This window comes from Gemmatimonadaceae bacterium, from assembly GCA_037721215.1.
Lineage (GTDB): Bacteria > Gemmatimonadota > Gemmatimonadetes > Gemmatimonadales > Gemmatimonadaceae > UBA4720.
This window is the reverse complement of record JBBJNV010000007.1, coordinates 110,572-128,126: the sequence shown is the minus strand read 5'-3', so window position 1 is coordinate 128,126 and position 17,555 is coordinate 110,572. Positions and strand designations below refer to the sequence as shown.

Below are 17,555 nucleotides of genomic sequence, written 5' to 3'. Positions count from 1 at the left end.
CGCAGCGGAGTTGCGAAAGCAACGTCTTCTGCGGCCCCGTTGTCCAATGGTAAACCACAGCCCGGCAACGGACCCTCCAGGCCCCATTCGTGTATATTTCAGAGATGCAAAAACTTGTTTTTTCCCTGCTGGCCCTATGTGCAGCGGGGTCTTCGGCGATAGCGCAGGGCGCTCCACCTGGCGCATGCACGACTCCTGATACGGTTGCCATTAACGGCAATTCTCGAGTCGCTGAAGCCACGGTGCGAACGACCGCAGCGCTGTTTCCGCGTGTGCCTCTCAACTTTCGCGATGTGCAACGCGCGATCAAGGCACTTTTTGCAACCGGTCAGTTCGAAGACGTGCAGGTCGTCTGTACAGTTCCGCCGACGTCGGCGCGTGTGATGCTTGGCATCCGGTTGCGCGAGCGCCCGATTCTGTCGGCCTATACGGTAACTGGGGCAGAGCGTGTCGACGCAGGGGATGTGCGAGGTCGGCTTGCGCTGACAGTGAACCGTCCGCTCGACCCTGCCGCGATTGCCCGTGCTGTCGAGCGGGCCGACTCGCTTTACGAATCCAAAGGCTATTACCTCGCCCGGGTGCGGGTTGATAGTACGCGCGCCGGCGACAAGATCAGCATTGCCTTCCGCGTGGAAGAGGGAAGGCGGCTGGCGATTTCCGGTCTCCGGGTTACAGGCAACAGTGGCGTTCCGGCCGACGACATCGCAGCGGTCATGGAGTCCCGTCCTGAAGGGGTATTGTGGTTTCGTCGCGGGGAGTTCGATGACACCAAGTACGCAACCGACCTCGCCGAGAAAATACCGTCTTTGTATTCAGGTCGCGGTTACATCGATTTCCGTATTCTCAGCGACTCGCTGATAATCGATCGCGAGGCGGGCAAGGCGGTCATCGACCTCACTGTCAGCGAAGGGCCGCGCTACCGGATCGGGTCGTTCGAAGTGCTTGGCAACAAACGCTTTTCAACAGACGAAGTCCGGATTTACTACCCTTTCGGAAATGAAAGCGAGACCATCACGCAGCGGGCGGTGGGCCTCGTTCGTCGAAGTTTCCGGAATCCGCCCAACACGTTCGATGCCGGCAAATGGGAAGCCGCCGAGCAGAAGTTGCGGGACGCGTATAACGATGAAGGGTATATCTACGCACGTATTCGTCCAGTGGTCGAGCGTCAAGCTGGCACCGGCGCTGTTCGTGTCGTCAACCTTCGGTGGGAGATCGAGGAGGCCGCGCCTGCTATCGTCAATCGGATCGACATCGTCGGCAACGATTTCACCTACGAGTCCTGCATTCGCGAGCAGGTTGTCCTCGCTCCCGGTCAGGTCTTCAATCGCAACTTTCTGCTCCGCAGCTACCAGAACATCTCGAACCTGAATTTCTTCGAAGCCCCGATGCCTGCACCTGAGACCAGACCGAGCGGTGAGCAGGGCGATGTCGATATTGTGTTCCGTGTGAAGGAAAAACGCACCGGCAATGTGAACTTCGGCGCATCTACCGGGCAGGGAACGGGAATCGGTGGATTCATCGGGCTCGACCAGCCCAACCTGCTGGGTCGCTGCAAGCGGGCGCAGCTGCAGTACCAGTTCGGTCGCTACATCAACGATTTCAACGCGACTTACACCGATCCGAATATCAATCAGACGCGCATTTCCGGCAGCGTGACCGCATACCACACGGCGTCCAGGTTCACCCTCGCTGATCTGGGGAGGACCGTTCGCACGGGTGGTCAGGCGCAGATCGGTTTGCCGATCCCGAATTCGCTGTACAGCCGGTTGCTGTTGTCCTATGGTGGCGAGCGTGTTCGCTATGGGGGCGGAGGGTTGCTTGGTACCGTTGCCGATCAGTGCGACAATTGCTTCCGTTCGACACTTGGTCTCACCGCCTCGCACGATACCAGATTGGGCCTGCCGTTCGCCGCAGAAGGCGGATCGCAGACCCTCACCGCGCAATTCAATGGCGGTCCGCTGGGCGGCACTGCGTCTTTCCAACGCTACACGACGGAGCTCAGATCGTACGCACCGATTGGGGCGATCGGTGGAACCGCTCTTGGTTCGCAACCAATGACTTTTGTGTTGGGGCTTTCAGCGCGGGCGGGCGCGCTCTTCGGCAACCCAGGCCCGTTTTTCTACTCTCAGTCGTTCTCGCTCGGCGGGACGCAGTATGGCGAGGCGTTGCGCGGCTACGATGAATTTTCGATCACGCCGCAAGGGTTTGATCCTTCTACTGAGGGGGGCTCGGGCGGTGGCGCGCGGCGCGAGTCGTTCGGTAACGCATTCTTCACCGGAACGGCCGAGCTCGGGCTGAGGGTCAATCAGTCGCTTTACGTCAATACTTTCTTCGAAGGTGGAAACGTCTGGAATCATCCGCGCGAATTCAATCCTACGCGGCTGTTCCGCGGTGCGGGATTTGGGGCGGCATTGGTGAGCCCGCTTGGACCGATCGGCATCGATCTAGGGTATGGATTCGATCGTCTGGACACTGCCGGTCGCCCGGCTCCAGGCTGGAAGCTGCATTTCAAACTTGGACAGTTCTTCTAACATTGGAGTTCTTCATGCGTGGTTTGTTTCGTGCGGCGACGTTCGCACTCATTGCCGGTGCAGCCGTGACCGGTTCGGCCTTCGCCCAATCGCCGGCAAAGATTGGATGGATCAACTCGGCCCAGATCCTCTCGGAAGCGCCAGGACGGGCGGAGGCTGAAACGCGCTTCAAGGGCGAAGTGACCGCCTATCAGGCACAGCTCCAGCGAATGAGCGACTCGCTGCAGACGATGGCGGCGACGTTCGACAAGGAAGCAGGTCGCCTTGACAGTGTGACGCGCGTGTCGCGGGCCAAGGTTATTCAGGATCGTGAAACCAGTTACCGCACTCGTGCGCAGCAACTCGACCAGCAGATGCAGACGCGCCAGGCAGAACTCGTGCGGCCGATAATGGAGAACATCCAGAAGATCATCGAGCAGGTGCGAGCCGAGGATGGCTATGCGATCATTTTCGATGTGGCTACCCAGAGTGGCGTAATACTCGCGGCTGACAAACAGCTCGATCTTACGTCAAAGGTGCTTGCCAGAGTGAAAGCGGCTCCCAAGCCCACAGCTGCCCGATCGCTTACCCCTCAGCCAGCAGGAGTGTCACGACCACCGGGTCGGTGACGCTGGCGGTAACGAGCGCAAAATCTCTCAGCGGTGAGCGTGCCAGCACGCTCACCGCTGATGTCGTTGCAGGCCTGGTAAGCGGTGAACTCAGGGGTGCGCCCGATACAATTGTCGATAGCATTGCGGCTCTGGACCGGGCTGGGCCTTCGCAGCTTGGCTTCTTTGCGCACCTTCGCTACACCCGGGAATTCGCGAGCACTCGTGCGGGGATCGTTCTCGTCACCCCATCGCTCGCCGACGCTCCCGGTCCCACACCATCGCGCATCGTGGTCGAAAATCCACACCAGGCCTTGCTTTGTCTGCTGCCGAGACTGTATCCCGCGCTCAACAAGCGTCCGGGTATACATGCAACCGCCCGAATTGGCCGCGGAGTCAAACTAGGTGAAGGCGTATCACTCGACGAATACGTTGTAATTGGTGAGCACGCCGTTGTAGGCGACGGAGTGTGGATCGGAGCCCATTGTGTCGTCGGTGATCGCGTAATGATCGGCACCGGCTCGAGGTTGCTGCCGGGGGCGACTCTGTACTCTGGCGCCGAGTTGGGGGAGCGCGTGGTGATCCACTCCGGAGCGCGGATTGGCGCCGACGGGTTCGGCTATGTGTTTGCCGATGGGGCACACGCACGAATCCCGCATGTGGGGCGGTGCGTGGTAGGCAACGATGTTGAGGTTGGTGCAAACACCACCATCGATCGTGGAAGCATTGACGATACGGTGATCGGAGACGGCACGAAGATCGACAATCTGGTGCAGATCGCGCACAATGTGCGCGTTGGCAGACTTTGTCTGATAATGGCGCAAGCGGGCATTGCGGGGTCGGTGCGTATCGAAGACGGATGCGTGATTGCCGGGCAAGCCGGTGTTTCCGGCCATGTGACTATTGGGAAAGGCGCGCAGATCGCCGCACAAGCGGGAGTCTTCGGCGACGTGCCGGCAGGTGAAATCTGGTCTGGTTATCCGGCGCGGCCTCATCGTGAATCGCTTCGCGCATCGGGCGCCCTCTTTAGACTTTCTGGCGTGCTCAAACGGATCGAGCGAATGCTCGAGGAAAGTGAGAGAGAGTGAGCCGCTTTACTGTTGCGGCACCTGCCACCGTCGAAGGCATTGGGCTGCATCTCGGGCAGCCGTGCAGGCTCTCCTTTTGCCCGGCTGCATCGGGAGCTGGGATCGTCATTCAGCGTACGGACATCGAGGGTGCGCCGGAGATACCCGCGCGGCTGGCTCAGGTCTCCGCGAGTGAGCGGCGGACGCAGCTCGGACGCGGCGCAAATACTGTCCACACTGTTGAACATGTGCTCGCCGCGGTTGCCGCATCGGGAATCGACGACCTCATCATCACGATGGACGGGCCGGAGCCACCGATTGTTGATGGTAGCGCGGCGTCTTTCTTCGCGGCGCTCCAGAGCGTCGGGCTCGCTGACATCGGGGGGGAACCCGACTATCTCATTATCGCGGAGCCGGTTCGGATCATCGATGGGGAATCCATATATGACGCGCAGCCGGCGTCCGGCCTCGAGCTCGATGTTACAATCGAGTTTCCACATCCGAAAATCGGTCGCCAGACGATGCGGCTCGAGATCACCAGAGACACTTTTTCGACAGAGTTGTCCAGGGCCCGGACGTTCGGCTTTCTAAGTGAGGTGGAATCACTGCGTGGGAAGGGCCTGATCCAGGGCGCGTCGCTGGAGAATGCGATCGTGCTCGATGACGACAATGTGGTAAGCGGTCCGCTGCGCTGGCGCGATGAGTTCGTCAGACACAAGATGATGGACTGTGTGGGGGACCTCGCACTCGCGGGAGCGCGAATCAGTGCGAAAATTATTGCTACCAGGCCAAGTCATCGCGGCACGGTAACGCTACTGCGGGAACTGATGCGGACTGGTACTTTGCAGTCCGGCGGTGCCGCCCTTCGGAACCGGCAGAAGTCTGGCAGAGGTGACATGGTTTACGCAATCGAAGACATCATGAAGGTCCTCGCTCATCGTTACCCGTTCCTACTGGTGGATCGGATCCTCGAGATCGAGCATAACAAACGCATTGTGGGGCTGAAGAACGTCACGATCAACGAGCCTTTTTTTCAGGGGCACTTTCCGGGGCATCCGATCATGCCGGGAGTGTTGATAATCGAAGCAATGGCTCAGGTCGGCGGAATGCTGCTCATGGGTTCGCTCGACGACCTGGACGCGAAGGTCGTGTATTTCATGTCGCTCGACAACGTCAAGTTCAGAAAGCCAGTGAAGCCCGGCGATCAGATCATTTTCGAGCTTGAGATTGTCCAGATACGCGGCAAGGTATGCAAGATGCGCGGTGTGGGGAAGGTGGATGGGGAAGTGGTGGCTGAAGCTGATATGGCCGCCATGGTCAGAGACCGATGAAACGCGCGGAGATTCATCGCTCTGCAATTGTCGCTGATGACGCTCAGATCGGTGCAGGGGTGGAGATCGGACCATTCACGATTGTGGGAGAGGGGTGTGAGATTGGCGATAACTGTCATCTCGCGCCGCGGGTTACGCTCGAGCGCGATGTAAAGCTCGGCTCAAACGTCAAGGTCGGGGTGGGCACTGTTCTCGGCGGGGCGCCGCAGGATCTCAAGTACGGCGGCGAAAAAACTTTCGTCGAGATCGGCAACGACACAGTCATCCGCGAGTATTCGACGGTGAATCGCGGGACTTCGCATTCGTTCAGGACTGTTGTCGGCAGTGGCTGTCTGCTCATGTCGTACGTGCACCTTGCGCACGATTGCCAGGTGGGCAACGGAGTGATTCTCGCAAACGGCGTTCAGCTCGCCGGGCACGTAGTAATCGACGAGAAAGCAACGGTCTCCGGGCTTTCAGCGGTGCACCAGTTTGTCCGGGTTGGTCGCAACAGCTTCATTGGCGGGTGCTCGCGCGTGTCGAAAGACATCCCGCCGTTTCTGAAAGCGGTTGGAAATCCGGTGCGGCTGTACGGTCTCAACAGCGTCGGACTGCAAAGAAACGGATTCCCGGATGAAGTCGTGCGCGAGCTGAAACGTGCGTACCGGCTGTTTTTCCGATCCGACCTGAACCTCAGTCAGGCGATGCAGCAGGCAGAAACTGAACTCGAGCACTTCCCGGAAGTCAGAGAGCTGATGGCGTTTGTCGAGGCAAGCGAGCGCGGAGTCGTGGTTTGAGTTTTCCAGTACGCATCGGCGTTATTGGTGCCGGAAGTCTCGGGTATCATCACATCCGGATATTGCGCGACATGGAGGGCGTGAAGCTGGCTGGTTTTGTGGAAGCCACTGACGAACGCGCAGACCTTGTAAGCGCGGAACTCGGAGTGGTTCGTCATCGCGACATGGCGACGCTGATCGGCCAGGTGGATGCGGTGACCGTCGTCGTTCCAACTCCGGCACATTTCGCGGTTGCGCGTGACGCGCTCATGGCGGGCAAGCATGTCTTTATCGAAAAGCCGATCGCGGCGACGCTTGCGGAGGCCGATGAATTGTTGAGACTTGCGCACGTCAATGGCTGCCTGGTGCAGACGGGCCACGTCGAACGCTTCAACCGTGCGGTTCGCGCGGCGCTTCCATACGTGTCGCGGCCGCGCTTCATAGAAAGCGAACGTCTTGCGCTGTTCAGCGTCCGTGGCTCGGACGTGGCCGTCGTCCTCGACCTGATGATCCACGACATAGACCTGGTGCTGACTCTCGTGGGAGACACTGCTGAAGAGATCGCAGCAGTGGGTGTGCCTGTGCTCACGCCAATGCTCGACATTGCGAACGCCCGTGTCACTTTTTCATCAGGTGCCGTTGCCAACATCACGTCGAGCCGAATCTCACGCGACAGGGTGCGCAAGATCAGGATATTCCAGGAAAGCGGGTACATATCGCTGGATCTTGCGGCCGGCACAGGCGATTTCTTTCGATTGAAAGAAAAGGCTCTTGCGATGCGCCCACCCGCGGGGCCGGTCGACATCACTGACTTCGTCGATAGAATATCCCTCACCGCCCCGGAAGGAGAGCCGCTGAAACTCGAGTTCGAGAGTTTCGTTGCAGCAATTCGCGGAGATGGCCCGGTTGTCGTAACGGGCGACGACGGCCGTCGTGCACTTGCGGTTGCATTGCGAATCGTTGCAGAGATCGAACGAACGGGCCCTGCTTTTACGGGAGAAGCTCTGCCAGCCCGTGCCTGAAATTCTGTTCGTCGCCGGCGAAGCGTCCGGGGACATCCACGCGGCTGGAGTCGCGACGGAACTCAGGCAGTTGCGACCCGACCTGGAGCTGACGGGGTTTGGCGGCCCGCTGATGGAGCAGGCCGGCGTCAAGCTGTTCGATCGATTCGAGACCGGGCTGATGGGCTTCACCGAAGTGATTCGGCACATTCCCCGGCACTATGTGCTGCTCGAGATAATTCGGACCAGGCTGGCTACGGGTAACGTCGCGGCTGTAATCGTCGTCGATTACCCGGGCTTCAACATGAAGGTCGCCCGCGCGGCCACTGACGCCAACGTGCCTGTGCTGTATTACATCACTCCACAGGTATGGGCCTGGGGTGGGAACCGACTGCCGAAGCTCGCGAAAGTCGTCACCAGGGCGGCGGTGATTCTACCTTTTGAAGAACCGTTGTTGCGCGGAGCGGGAATTGACGCAACGTTCGTCGGGCATCCTTTGCTTGACAGGGCCGGCGGGATGCCATCCAGGTCCGACGCCAGAGCCTCGCTCGGACTGTCGGCCGGTTCTCCCGTACTGGCCCTTTTTCCTGGAAGCCGGCAGCAGGAAATTGAACGCCACATTTCCGATTTCGTCGATGCCGCGAAGGAGGCAGTGCGGATGATCCCATCGCTTCAGGTAATCGTAAGCGTCGCGCCGTCCATCCAGCTGACCGCATCGGAGTGCCCATTCAGGCTCGTGCATTCCGCCTCCTTTACGGTGTTACGTGCTGCCGACGCAGCCTTGTGCAAGAGCGGGACGACGACGCTCGAAGCGGCACTCGCTGACTGTCCGCTGGTGGTTGCCTACCGGACGAGCGGCGTATCGTACCTGCTTGCCAGATGGATGGTCACGATTCCACACATTGGACTGGTCAACGTTGTTGCGGGCCGCGAAGTGGCAAGAGAGTTTGTGCAGGATGCACTTCAGCCGGTGCCCGTCGCCCGTGAGCTCGAGCGTCTGCTCAAACCGGACGATGCGGAACGTGCTCGCGTTCTGGCTGGGCTGGCCGAGGTGCGCGGAAAGCTTGGCACTCCCGGTGCCGCGGCGCGTGTTGCGGTGATGGCAAGCGAGCTTGCCGGGTGAAGACTGCAGCCAACGCGGACAAGTCATTGAATCTGCGGCTGTCGGTGGTTGCAGGCAGCGGTGTCCTCCGGGCGCTTGCGTCGACGTGGCGCTATCGAATAACCGGTGGCGATCACCTGGTGAGTCTCAGACTGTCGAAGACGCCCTTTATCTTCTCTTTGTGGCATGGACACCTGCTGCCGCTCATCTGGCATCATCGCCACCAGCACGTCGCTATTCTGGTGAGCGAGCACAGCGATGGCGAATTGATCGCCCGGATCGCGCAGTCGATCGGTTATAATCTCATTCGCGGTTCCACGACACGTGGTGGCGGTCGCGCGTTGCTGGCGCTTGTTCGAGCGCTCGATGCGGGCAATGAAGTCGCGGTGACGCCTGACGGGCCAAGGGGCCCGGCCCACCAGTTCGCCCCGGGTGCACTTGTTGCAGCCCAGCGTACCGGCGCGCCGCTGCTTCCCGTTGCGGCACACGCCAGCAGAGCGTGGAAACTTTCCAGCTGGGACGGATTCATGATACCGAAACCCTTCGCGACGGTGACTGTTTCCTACGGTGCGCCGGCTCGTGTTGAAGCCGACACCGCGCGGAAGGCGGCCGCGCAGTCGGCGGATTTTGAGGCGCTAATGGCTGACACTGTTCGTCGCGCCAGCGCATGATCGACAAGCTGTGGGCCGGCAAGCGACCGCGTGATCGCGTCGCCCGTATTGCGCTGGCGCCTGCTGCGCGCGCGTACCAGGGGATCGTTGCTTTGCGTGGAGCTCTGTACGACGCCGGTGTCATGCGTGCCCGTCGGTCTCCGATTCCATCCATCAGTGTCGGCAATCTGACGGTCGGGGGAACGGGAAAAACACCAGTCAGTGCATGGATTGCCGCCCGGCTGTCGCGTCAGGGCATGACGCCGGCGATTGTTCTTCGTGGGTACGGAGGAGACGAGCCGCTGGTGCACGCCCGGATAAACAAGCACATCCCCGTGATCATCAACCGCGACAGAGTTGCAGGGATCAGGGAAGCAGCGTTGGCGGGCGCCAACGTCGCTGTGCTCGACGATGCGTTTCAACATCGCCGTGCAGCGCGGGATATAGATGTAGTGCTGGTGAGCGCGGACCAATGGACGGGATCCATCCGGCTGCTGCCCGCCGGACCGTGGCGGGAACCCATCTCTGCGATACGCAGAGCGGCAATCGCGATCATCACCCGCAAGACGGCAACTGATGCTCAACGAGACGCCGTGTCTGCCGCGATCGCTGGCGCCGCACCGATGATCCGGCAAGCGGTGGTGAGACTGGTTCTGGCGCAGCTGGTTCGCCCTGGCAGTGACACAGACACATTGCCTCTCTCCCATCTCAACGGCAAGCGAGTCCTGGCCATCGTTGCTGTTGGGAATCCGCGCGCGTTCATTCAGCAGATCGAAGCGCTCGGAGCGGCAGTTGTTGCCCGGATATTCGCCGACCATCACGCGTTCTCGCCCGCCGATATCTCCAGAATCATCCTGCGTGATGAGCGTGTCGATATCGCGGTTTGCACTCTCAAGGATGCAGTGAAACTCAACTCGCTCTGGCCTGCCGATGCACCCCCTTTATGGTATGTTTCGCAGTCACTTGAAGTCGAGAGCGGCAATGCCGCAATCGACGCTCTGCTGGAGCGCTTCAATCCTGCGCTCCGTCCATGAACCAGGTATCTGAAGCGCTTACTACATGCTCATTGATCGCCGCACACCCACGAGAACGATTGTAGGACCCGACAAGGAAACGTTTCTCAATGAGGAGAATCCGTTCGAAGCGATGATGCTCCGGTTCGACAAGGCGGCGGAACTGCTCAACCTCGAGCCCGGGCTCTATCGCGTTCTGAGGCACCCTGAAAAACAGATCATTGTCTCGGTTCCGGTCATGATGGACAATGGTGAAGTGGAGGTTTTCACAGGCTACCGGGTTCTTTACAACACGTCTCGCGGACCGGCCAAGGGCGGCATCCGGTTCGACAGGCAGGTGACGCTTGAAGAGGTGAAAGCGCTCGCCGCCTGGATGACCTGGAAGTGCGCGGTGGTAAACATTCCTTTTGGCGGCGCGAAGGGTGGTGTCGTGTGCGATCCGGACACGATGAGCATTGCGGAGCTGGAGCGCCTCACGCGGCGCTACACGGCCGGCATCATTCAGGTGCTCGGGCCGGACTCGGATGTTCCTGCTCCGGACGTCAATACCAACGAGCGGGTCATGGCATGGATCATGGATACATATTCCATGCATGTCGGTCATACGGTCACGGCTGTTGTGACCGGCAAGCCAGTGGAGATGGGTGGCTCCCTGGGACGGCGGGAGGCGACGGGCCGGGGGTGCATGATCGTCACCAGGCAGGCGCTCGAGCATCTCGGCATGCCGATAGCCGGGACGACGGTAGCTGTCCAGGGATTCGGCAACGTCGGCTCGGTCGCGGCAAAATTGCTGCAGCGAGAGGGCTGCAGGATAGTCGCAATAAGCGATCGCTCAGTTGCCATTCACGATGCGAATGGAATCGACATCGACGACGCGATCGCCTACACGGCCATTCACCGCACACTCGAGGGTTATGGCAGGGGCGAGACGATCAGCGGGGCTGACCTGCTCGCCCTCGATGTCGACGTGCTGCTGCCCGCCGCGCTCGAGAATGTGATCACTGCAAAGAACGCCGGCGGCATCCGTGCCCGGATAATCTGCGAAGGCGCGAACGGGCCGACGACCGCCGGCGCGGATTCCATTCTCGAAGAGAACGGCGTTTTCGTGATCCCGGACATCCTCGCCAATGCCGGCGGCGTGACGGTATCATACTTCGAGTGGGTGCAGGACCGAGGTGGGTATTTCTGGACGGAACAGCTGGTCAACGACCGTCTCGGGGATATCATGGTCAACAGTTTTCAGGCAGTCCTGGACTTGTCGAAGGAGCATCGGGTGAACATGCGCACGGCTGCTTATATGCTTGCCATCAATCGGGTCGCGACTGTACACCGGTTGCGTGGCGTATACGCCTGATGCGGATGGTCGTTGCGGTGGTTGGGAAACCGCGAAATGCGGCCCTTGGGACCGCGATTCACGAATATGAAACTCGGGCGGCGCGGTATTGGCCGCTTGAATTCCATGAGGTCCGGGAGGAGCGCGCGGCAGGAATTTCACCCGATGTCGTTCGCGAGCGCGAAGGAAAGCGGCTCGCGGAACGCGTTGCAGGTACCAGGGTCGTCGCATGCGATGCGGCCGGACAACCGATGACGTCAGAAGCCTTCGCCTCATGGCTGATGAACGAGCGCCAATCCGAGCGCGATATCGGTTTCGTAATCGGCGGCGCGTTCGGGCTGCCGGATACGCTGGTCAGCCGGTCGGTCTCGAAGTTGTCGCTTGCGCCATGGACGCTTGCGCACGAACTGGCGCGGCTGGTCCTTGCCGAACAGCTGTATCGCGCAGGATCGATCATCAGGGGAGAACCTTACCACAAGTGAACGCCGCGGATGTCTGAGTGGTTCGAATCATGGTTCGGCGAGGACTATGTGGCGCTGTACCCGCATCGGGATGAAGCCGAAGCGGAGCACGCAATCGAGCTCATCGAACGCTCGGTCGCCGGCCGTGAGGTAGACCGGGTATTGGACGTTGCGTGTGGCGCGGGACGGCACGCACGCTCCCTTGCCGACCGGTGGTGGACCCTCGGCATCGACCTTTCCGAAGTTCTGCTGAGGCTTGCGAAACAGGAAGAATCACCCGCTTCGTTCGTACGGGGGGACATGCGGGTTCTCCCGTTTGCAAACGGTGCTTTCGACCTCGTCGTCAATCTGTTCACCAGCTTCGGTTATTTCGAGACCGATGCGGAACACCGTCTCGTATTCGATGAAGTAGCGAGAGTGACGGCCGACGGCGGTACGTTCGTCATCGATTTTCTGAACGCCGGGCGCGTGCGTACCAATCTGGTGCCATATGATGAGCGAGTCATCGATGGGAAGATCGTCGAGCAGACGAGGGAGATCACCGACGATGGGCGCTATGTCGTCAAGACAATCAGAATCCGCGGCGAAGCGCGGAAATTCGTAGAGCGCGTCAGGCTTTTCACGCCGGAAGAACTGACGCGCATGATGACAGACTCCGGTTTCGAAGTGACCGGTTGTCATGGCGACTACATGGCCGCGCCGCTACAGCGTCATTCGCCACGCGTGATCATTTTCGGTAAACGCCAGTGAGTGTCCGGGTCGTCTCCACTCCCTTGCGCGGAACGTTGCTTACAGAGCCGGCCATCAGCGGCGTTGGTGTGAGCGAATGGTACGTGAGGCGTCCGTCGGGCGCTCGCGAGTGGACACGGCGTGGCGAGGAGATGCGGGCGTCGCTGGTCGGCAGAGACTGGCTATCGGCGATCGCGCCGGCGATGAGTGCAACAGGCGTCGCTGCACAAAGGCTCGAGCGCGCCGCGGAATCAGGGTTTGCGGTAACGACCGGACAACAGCCGGGTCTGTTCGGAGGGCCGCTGTATACCTGGTGGAAGGCGCTCTCCGCCCTGGCTCTTGCCGATCACCTCGAATCGCTGACTGGCCGCGCGATCGTTCCGATATTCTGGGCAGGAACCGATGACTCGGATTTCCTCGAGGCAGCGTCGACAGCCGTTGCATTGCACGACCATGCTTTCAGAATTGGCATCGACACGCTCCCTGAAACCGGGAGCACCCTCAGCGAGATGCCCCTCGGGGATGTCAGCGAGCAGCTCGCCCAACTGGCGAGCGCATCAGGCTCAGCACCGCACGCGGGCATTCTCGACATCGTACGTCGCGCCTATTCGCCGGCGCAGACCCTTGGGGGCGCATATTTATCACTGCTGAGGTCGATCCTCAGCCCGTTGGGAATCGCAGTCGTCGATGCTTCTCACCCTGCAACAAAAGCCGCTGCCTTGCCGGTGGTTCGTGATGCATTGAGACTGGCGACCGCAGTGGAATCAGCGCTGGAATCACGGACTGCTGAACTGACTTCTGCTGGACACTCGGTTCAAGTCAGGCAGGTAAAGGGCAGGAGCCTGGTGTTCCGAGAGAAGGATGGCAACCGGAACCGCGTGACGACACGCGCGGCAGACGCCGCGGCCACGGCAACAGACCTGCGCAATCTCGGACCCAACGTACTGCTGAGGCCTATCGTCGAGCGCTCCATCATCCCGACAGTTGCGTATGTAGGCGGACCGGCGGAGATCGCCTACTTCGCTCAGATATCCGCGGTTGCAGAGGCACTGGATACTCCGGTACCGCTCGTCGTTCCCCGATGGGCCGGGATGGTCGTCGAGCCACGGATAGATCGCATTCTCGAAAAACATGGCCTGTCGATCGATGATCTGCGCGACCCGCACGCGGCGACAACAAAAATGGCGCGCGCGTCGCTGCCACCAGAGCTCAGGAGCAGCCTGGATAATATAAGGGAGTCCATACAATCAGCTGCCGATGCGATCGTTGCCGCTGAAGGGTCAGGGCTGGTACCGTCGCGGGTTGTCCAGGGGCTCAGGCACAACGTTGCGCGACAGATCGATCGACTCGAGCGCCGGTATGCCGCCGCCGTAAAACGACGTGGCAATGCCGATCTGACCGACGTTGCCTCGGCCAGGGCTGCACTTTTTCCACTCGACGCTGTTCAGGAGCGATCACTCAACATCGTCCCGCTGCTCGCGCGGCACGGGGAGACACTGATTCATGAGGTAATGCGGGAGATCGAGCCGCACGCGATCGCTCTGGCATGAGCGCCGACCGATCCCGCAGCGCTGCGTTTCTCGTCGGCGCAGGCATTTTTCTGAGCCGTATTGCCGGCCTCGTCCGTCAAAAAGTCTTTGCCTACTACTTCGGTACGTCGATCGCCGCCGATGCATTCAATGCGGCCTTCAGGATACCGAATTTTCTCCAGAATATGTTTGGCGAAGGTGTGCTGTCGGCGTCCTTCATTCCGGAGTATGCAGGGCTGATAGCACGCGAGAAGGAAGAAGAGGCGGGCAGGCTGGCCGGAACTGTGATCGCAGCTCTGGCGCTCGTTTCGGCTGTCCTTGTTCTGACAGGAGTGCTGCTAGCGCCGGCCCTCGTCGGTACAATCGCCCCCGGCTTCAGCGGCGAAAAGCGCGAGCTCACTGTTCAATTGACGAGGATTTTTTTCCCCGGGGCGGGGTTGCTCGTGTTTTCTGCGTGGTGTCTGGGAATTCTCAACAGCCATCGCAGGTTTTTCGTGAGCTATACAGCTCCGGTAATGTGGAATCTGGTGATGATCGGGACGCTGCTCTGGTACGGCGCCGGAACCGCGCTGCCGCGTCTCGCCCAGATCCTTGCCTGGGCGTCGGTGGTGGGAAGCGCTTTGCAGTTCGGCGTTCAGATTCCGTTCGTTCTCAGACTGGTAAGACGACTTCGGCCCAGCCTGAACTTTCGAAGTGAGAGCTTCCAAAACGTGTCTCGCACATTTCTGCCGACCTTCGTGGGACGTGGCGTCGTGCAGATATCCGCGTTCATCGATTCCTTCATTGCGAGCTGGCTGCCGACGGGCGCGGTCGCTACCCTCGCTTATGCACAGGTGCTTTACACCCTTCCGGTCAGCCTCTTCGGCATGGCAGTGTCAGCGGCAGAGCTTCCAATGATGGCGAGCGCCACCGGGACCATGGAGGAAATTTCGACGTATCTTCGCGGCAGACTCGATGGTGGCCTCGAGCGAATTGCGTTTTTCATAATCCCGTCCGTGATAGCTTTTCTCGCCCTCGGCGACGTCGTCTCGGCAGCGCTTTACGAGTCGGGGCGGTTCACGCGCAGCGACAGCGTCTGGATATGGCAGATTCTTGCCGGATCGACAATCGGCCTGCTTGCTTCAACCTGGGGCCGCCTTTACTCATCGACCTTTTATGCTTTGCGGGATACACGCACGCCGCTTCGGTACGCGGTTGTTCGGGTGACTCTCAATTGCGTGCTTGGATACATCGCTGCCCTTTACCTTCCAGGATGGCTTGGACTGAATCCGCGCTGGGGGGTCGCCTTCCTCACGGCGGCGTCCGGCATATCCGGCTGGGCCGAATTCTATCTTCTCCGCCGGGAGATGACCAGGCGGATTGGAAAAACGTCCATACCGGCCGCATTCACGATAAAACTCTGGCTGGCAGCCCTCGCGTCCGCCGCCATCGGATGGGGCTTCAAGCTCGGCCTGGACGGCCGCCACACGGTATGGATAGCACTCGTGATTCTTACATCCTATGGCCTTTCCTATCTGTTGATCACTACCCTCATAGGTGTACCTGAGGCAGTGTCACTTACCGGGCGAATCCGCCGCAAGCTGTAGACGGGAGCACCGAACGGCGCTCGCCACTGAAGGTATAATTAAGGATGAGGTCGATCCCGGATAGCGTCGCGAGGAAACTGCCACACCTGCCTGACGGCCCCGGCGTGTACCTCTGGAAGTCGGGAGACGGAACCACGTTGTACGTGGGCAAGGCCAAGAAACTTCGCTCGCGCGTTCGAAGCTATTTCGGCTCTGATCACGTGGGCAGCCCAAAAACGCGACACCTCGTCAATCAGATTGCTGACGTGGAGACGATCGTCGTCCCGACTGAAGCCCACGCGTTGATCCTCGAAGCAAATCTGATCAAGGAATACCGGCCGCGATTCAACATCGCACTTCGTGACGACAAGTCGTATCCGTACATAAAAGTCACGATTCAGGAAAGCTTCCCGAGGGTGTACGTCACGCGCCAGTTACAGAACGACGGGGCCAGATACTTTGGGCCGTACACTGATGTGGGTTCGATGCGGCGGGCGCTCAACGTCGTCAAGCGCATTTTTACCGTCCGTTCCTGCAACTATGACATGCCGCGCGAAATGCCCGAGCGGCCGTGTCTCGACTACTCCATAAAAAGGTGCAAGGCGCCGTGCATCCTTGCGCAAAGCCAGCCTGAATACCGCTCGATGATCGATGAAGTGCTTCTTTTCCTCGACGGCAAGCCCGGGGAGGTCGTACGGCGGGTTCGCGAACGGATGGAGCTCGCAGCGGAGTCACTTGATTTCGAAAGAGCCGGCGAGCTTCGCGACGCACTTGCGCATATTGAAAGGATGGAGGAGCCGACCGTGGTGCTCGAGGTCGAAGGCGGCGACCGTGATGTCATCGGGTACGCCAGGGACGCCGGCGACGCTTGTGTCACTCTGCTGAGGGTCCGTTCCGGGAAGCTGCTATCCCGGGAGCATCGCTTTCTGGAAAATCTCGACGGGGAAGAGGATACCACCGCGCTCTCCGCGTATCTGGCGCTCACCTATGTGCCCCTCCGTGAGCGTGCCCGCGATCTCCTCGTACCATTCGATTTTGACGACCGCGAGGTGCTCGAACAGACGCTCGGTGAAACGCGGGTGCATGTTCCTCAGCGAGGCCCGCGCCGGGAGCTGGTGGACCTGGCCCAACAGAATGCCAGACACCTCCTGGAAGAGCAGCGCCTCGCAAGCCACCACGAAGCGGGAACCAGAGCTGCCGATCCGGTCTACGAGTTGAGCCGGGAGCTATCGTTGCAGAAGCTCCCTCGCGCAATGGTATGCTTTGACATTTCGACAGCGCAGGGTACAGACACCGTCGGCTCTCTGGTCTGGTTTGAAAACGGAAGGGCAAAGCGCGCCGAGTATCGAAAGTTCAAAGTGAAAACTGTGGAGGGAACGGATGACTTCGCGTCGATGCGGGAAGTCGTCTCGCGTTACTTCCAGCGGCGAATCACGGACGAGAAAACCTTGCCCGATCTGATTGTTATTGACGGTGGCAAGGGCCAGTTGTCAGCGGCGCACGAAGCCCTCGTTCCGCTTGGTCTCGGAGACATGCCGCTCATCAGTCTCGCGAAGCGTGAGGAAGAAGTATTTGTGTGGGGACGGCAGGATTCAATTCGAATGTCTCGCAGATCGACAGCGTTGAGGCTGCTGCAGCAGCTCAGAGACGAAGCGCATCGATTTGCGATCACATATAACCGAAAGCGGCGAACTATGCGGACAGTGACTTCGGCGTTGCTCGAAGTGCCGGGCATCGGGCCCGTGAAACGCCGCCGCCTCCTTCAGGAATTCGGCAGCGTCCAGGGCGTTCGGGATGCGGGGCCGGAGACGATCGCCAAGGTGCTGGGGTTTACCGAGGAACGGGCCCGCAAGCTGCTGGAAACCCTTGCGGCCACGGCTCCTGTGCAATGAGCTAAGCAC

Annotated in this window: 15 protein-coding genes; all 15 read left to right on the top strand. The window is 60.1% G+C overall.

What is annotated here, in order from left to right; genetic code table 11:
- Positions 1-104 precede the first annotated feature (104 nt).
- From bamA to uvrC, 15 genes are read left to right on the top strand one after another with little or no spacing between them, the layout of a single operon-like run.
- Positions 105-2,531 (top strand): outer membrane protein assembly factor BamA, encoded by a 2,427-nt coding sequence (bamA, locus tag WKF55_05350; protein ID MEJ7759001.1) that lies wholly within the window; start codon positions 105-107, stop codon positions 2,529-2,531.
- Positions 2,532-2,545: 14 nt separating this feature from the next.
- The gene (locus WKF55_05345) at positions 2,546-3,139 is read left to right on the top strand and encodes an OmpH family outer membrane protein (GenBank protein ID MEJ7759000.1); all 594 of its coding nucleotides are present in this window, start codon (positions 2,546-2,548) and stop codon (positions 3,137-3,139) included.
- Positions 3,136-4,206 carry a UDP-3-O-(3-hydroxymyristoyl)glucosamine N-acyltransferase gene (gene lpxD, locus WKF55_05340; protein MEJ7758999.1) on the top strand — a complete coding sequence of 357 codons (1,071 nt, stop codon included), beginning with the start codon at positions 3,136-3,138 and terminating at the stop codon, positions 4,204-4,206. The genes WKF55_05345 and lpxD overlap by 4 nt, the downstream gene beginning before the upstream one ends.
- Positions 4,203-5,516 carry a UDP-3-O-acyl-N-acetylglucosamine deacetylase gene (gene lpxC, locus WKF55_05335; GenBank protein MEJ7758998.1) on the top strand — a complete coding sequence of 438 codons (1,314 nt, stop codon included), beginning with the start codon at positions 4,203-4,205 and terminating at the stop codon, positions 5,514-5,516. The genes lpxD and lpxC overlap by 4 nt, the downstream gene beginning before the upstream one ends.
- Positions 5,513-6,292 (top strand): acyl-ACP--UDP-N-acetylglucosamine O-acyltransferase, encoded by a 780-nt coding sequence (gene lpxA, locus WKF55_05330; protein ID MEJ7758997.1) that lies wholly within the window; start codon positions 5,513-5,515, stop codon positions 6,290-6,292. The genes lpxC and lpxA overlap by 4 nt, the downstream gene beginning before the upstream one ends.
- Positions 6,289-7,293 carry a Gfo/Idh/MocA family oxidoreductase gene (locus WKF55_05325; GenBank protein MEJ7758996.1) on the top strand — a complete coding sequence of 335 codons (1,005 nt, stop codon included), beginning with the start codon at positions 6,289-6,291 and terminating at the stop codon, positions 7,291-7,293. The genes lpxA and WKF55_05325 overlap by 4 nt, the downstream gene beginning before the upstream one ends.
- A complete protein-coding gene (lpxB, locus tag WKF55_05320) occupies positions 7,286-8,395 on the top strand; it encodes a lipid-A-disaccharide synthase (protein MEJ7758995.1) in 1,110 nt (369 codons plus the stop codon). Before WKF55_05325 ends, lpxB begins: the two co-directional genes overlap by 8 nt.
- The gene (locus tag WKF55_05315; protein ID MEJ7758994.1) at positions 8,392-9,045 is read left to right on the top strand and encodes a lysophospholipid acyltransferase family protein; all 654 of its coding nucleotides are present in this window, start codon (positions 8,392-8,394) and stop codon (positions 9,043-9,045) included. The genes lpxB and WKF55_05315 overlap by 4 nt, the downstream gene beginning before the upstream one ends.
- Positions 9,042-10,058, top strand: coding sequence for a tetraacyldisaccharide 4'-kinase (lpxK, locus tag WKF55_05310; GenBank protein ID MEJ7758993.1), 1,017 nt, complete (start codon positions 9,042-9,044; stop codon positions 10,056-10,058). The genes WKF55_05315 and lpxK overlap by 4 nt, the downstream gene beginning before the upstream one ends.
- Positions 10,059-10,083: 25 nt before the next feature.
- A complete protein-coding gene (locus WKF55_05305) occupies positions 10,084-11,391 on the top strand; it encodes a Glu/Leu/Phe/Val dehydrogenase (protein ID MEJ7758992.1) in 1,308 nt (435 codons plus the stop codon).
- Positions 11,391-11,852: a 23S rRNA (pseudouridine(1915)-N(3))-methyltransferase RlmH gene (locus tag WKF55_05300; GenBank protein MEJ7758991.1), complete on the top strand. Its 462-nt coding sequence runs from the start codon at positions 11,391-11,393 to the stop codon at positions 11,850-11,852. The genes WKF55_05305 and WKF55_05300 overlap by 1 nt, the downstream gene beginning before the upstream one ends.
- Before the next feature lie 9 nt (positions 11,853-11,861).
- A complete protein-coding gene (locus WKF55_05295; GenBank protein MEJ7758990.1) occupies positions 11,862-12,581 on the top strand; it encodes a class I SAM-dependent methyltransferase in 720 nt (239 codons plus the stop codon).
- On the top strand, positions 12,578-14,110 hold the full coding sequence (gene bshC, locus WKF55_05290) for a bacillithiol biosynthesis cysteine-adding enzyme BshC (protein MEJ7758989.1): 1,533 nt from the start codon (positions 12,578-12,580) through the stop codon (positions 14,108-14,110). Before WKF55_05295 ends, bshC begins: the two co-directional genes overlap by 4 nt.
- Entirely contained in the window at positions 14,107-15,675 is a 1,569-nt protein-coding gene (gene murJ / locus WKF55_05285) for a murein biosynthesis integral membrane protein MurJ (protein ID MEJ7758988.1), read from the top strand. Before bshC ends, murJ begins: the two co-directional genes overlap by 4 nt.
- A gap of 44 nt (positions 15,676-15,719) precedes the next feature.
- Entirely contained in the window at positions 15,720-17,546 is a 1,827-nt protein-coding gene (gene uvrC / locus WKF55_05280; GenBank protein ID MEJ7758987.1) for an excinuclease ABC subunit UvrC, read from the top strand.
- Positions 17,547-17,555 lie beyond the last annotated feature (9 nt).

Coding starts and splice junctions, on each gene's coding strand:
- bamA (MEJ7759001.1), top strand. CDS start 105: ATGCAAAAACTTGTTTTTTCCCTGCTGGCCCTATGTGCAGCGGGGTCT.
- WKF55_05345 (MEJ7759000.1), top strand. CDS start 2,546: ATGCGTGGTTTGTTTCGTGCGGCGACGTTCGCACTCATTGCCGGTGCA.
- lpxA (MEJ7758997.1), top strand. CDS start 5,513: ATGAAACGCGCGGAGATTCATCGCTCTGCAATTGTCGCTGATGACGCT.
- lpxK (MEJ7758993.1), top strand. CDS start 9,042: ATGATCGACAAGCTGTGGGCCGGCAAGCGACCGCGTGATCGCGTCGCC.
- WKF55_05305 (MEJ7758992.1), top strand. CDS start 10,084: ATGCTCATTGATCGCCGCACACCCACGAGAACGATTGTAGGACCCGAC.
- WKF55_05300 (MEJ7758991.1), top strand. CDS start 11,391: ATGCGGATGGTCGTTGCGGTGGTTGGGAAACCGCGAAATGCGGCCCTT.
- WKF55_05295 (MEJ7758990.1), top strand. CDS start 11,862: ATGTCTGAGTGGTTCGAATCATGGTTCGGCGAGGACTATGTGGCGCTG.
- murJ (MEJ7758988.1), top strand. CDS start 14,107: ATGAGCGCCGACCGATCCCGCAGCGCTGCGTTTCTCGTCGGCGCAGGC.
- uvrC (MEJ7758987.1), top strand. CDS start 15,720: ATGAGGTCGATCCCGGATAGCGTCGCGAGGAAACTGCCACACCTGCCT.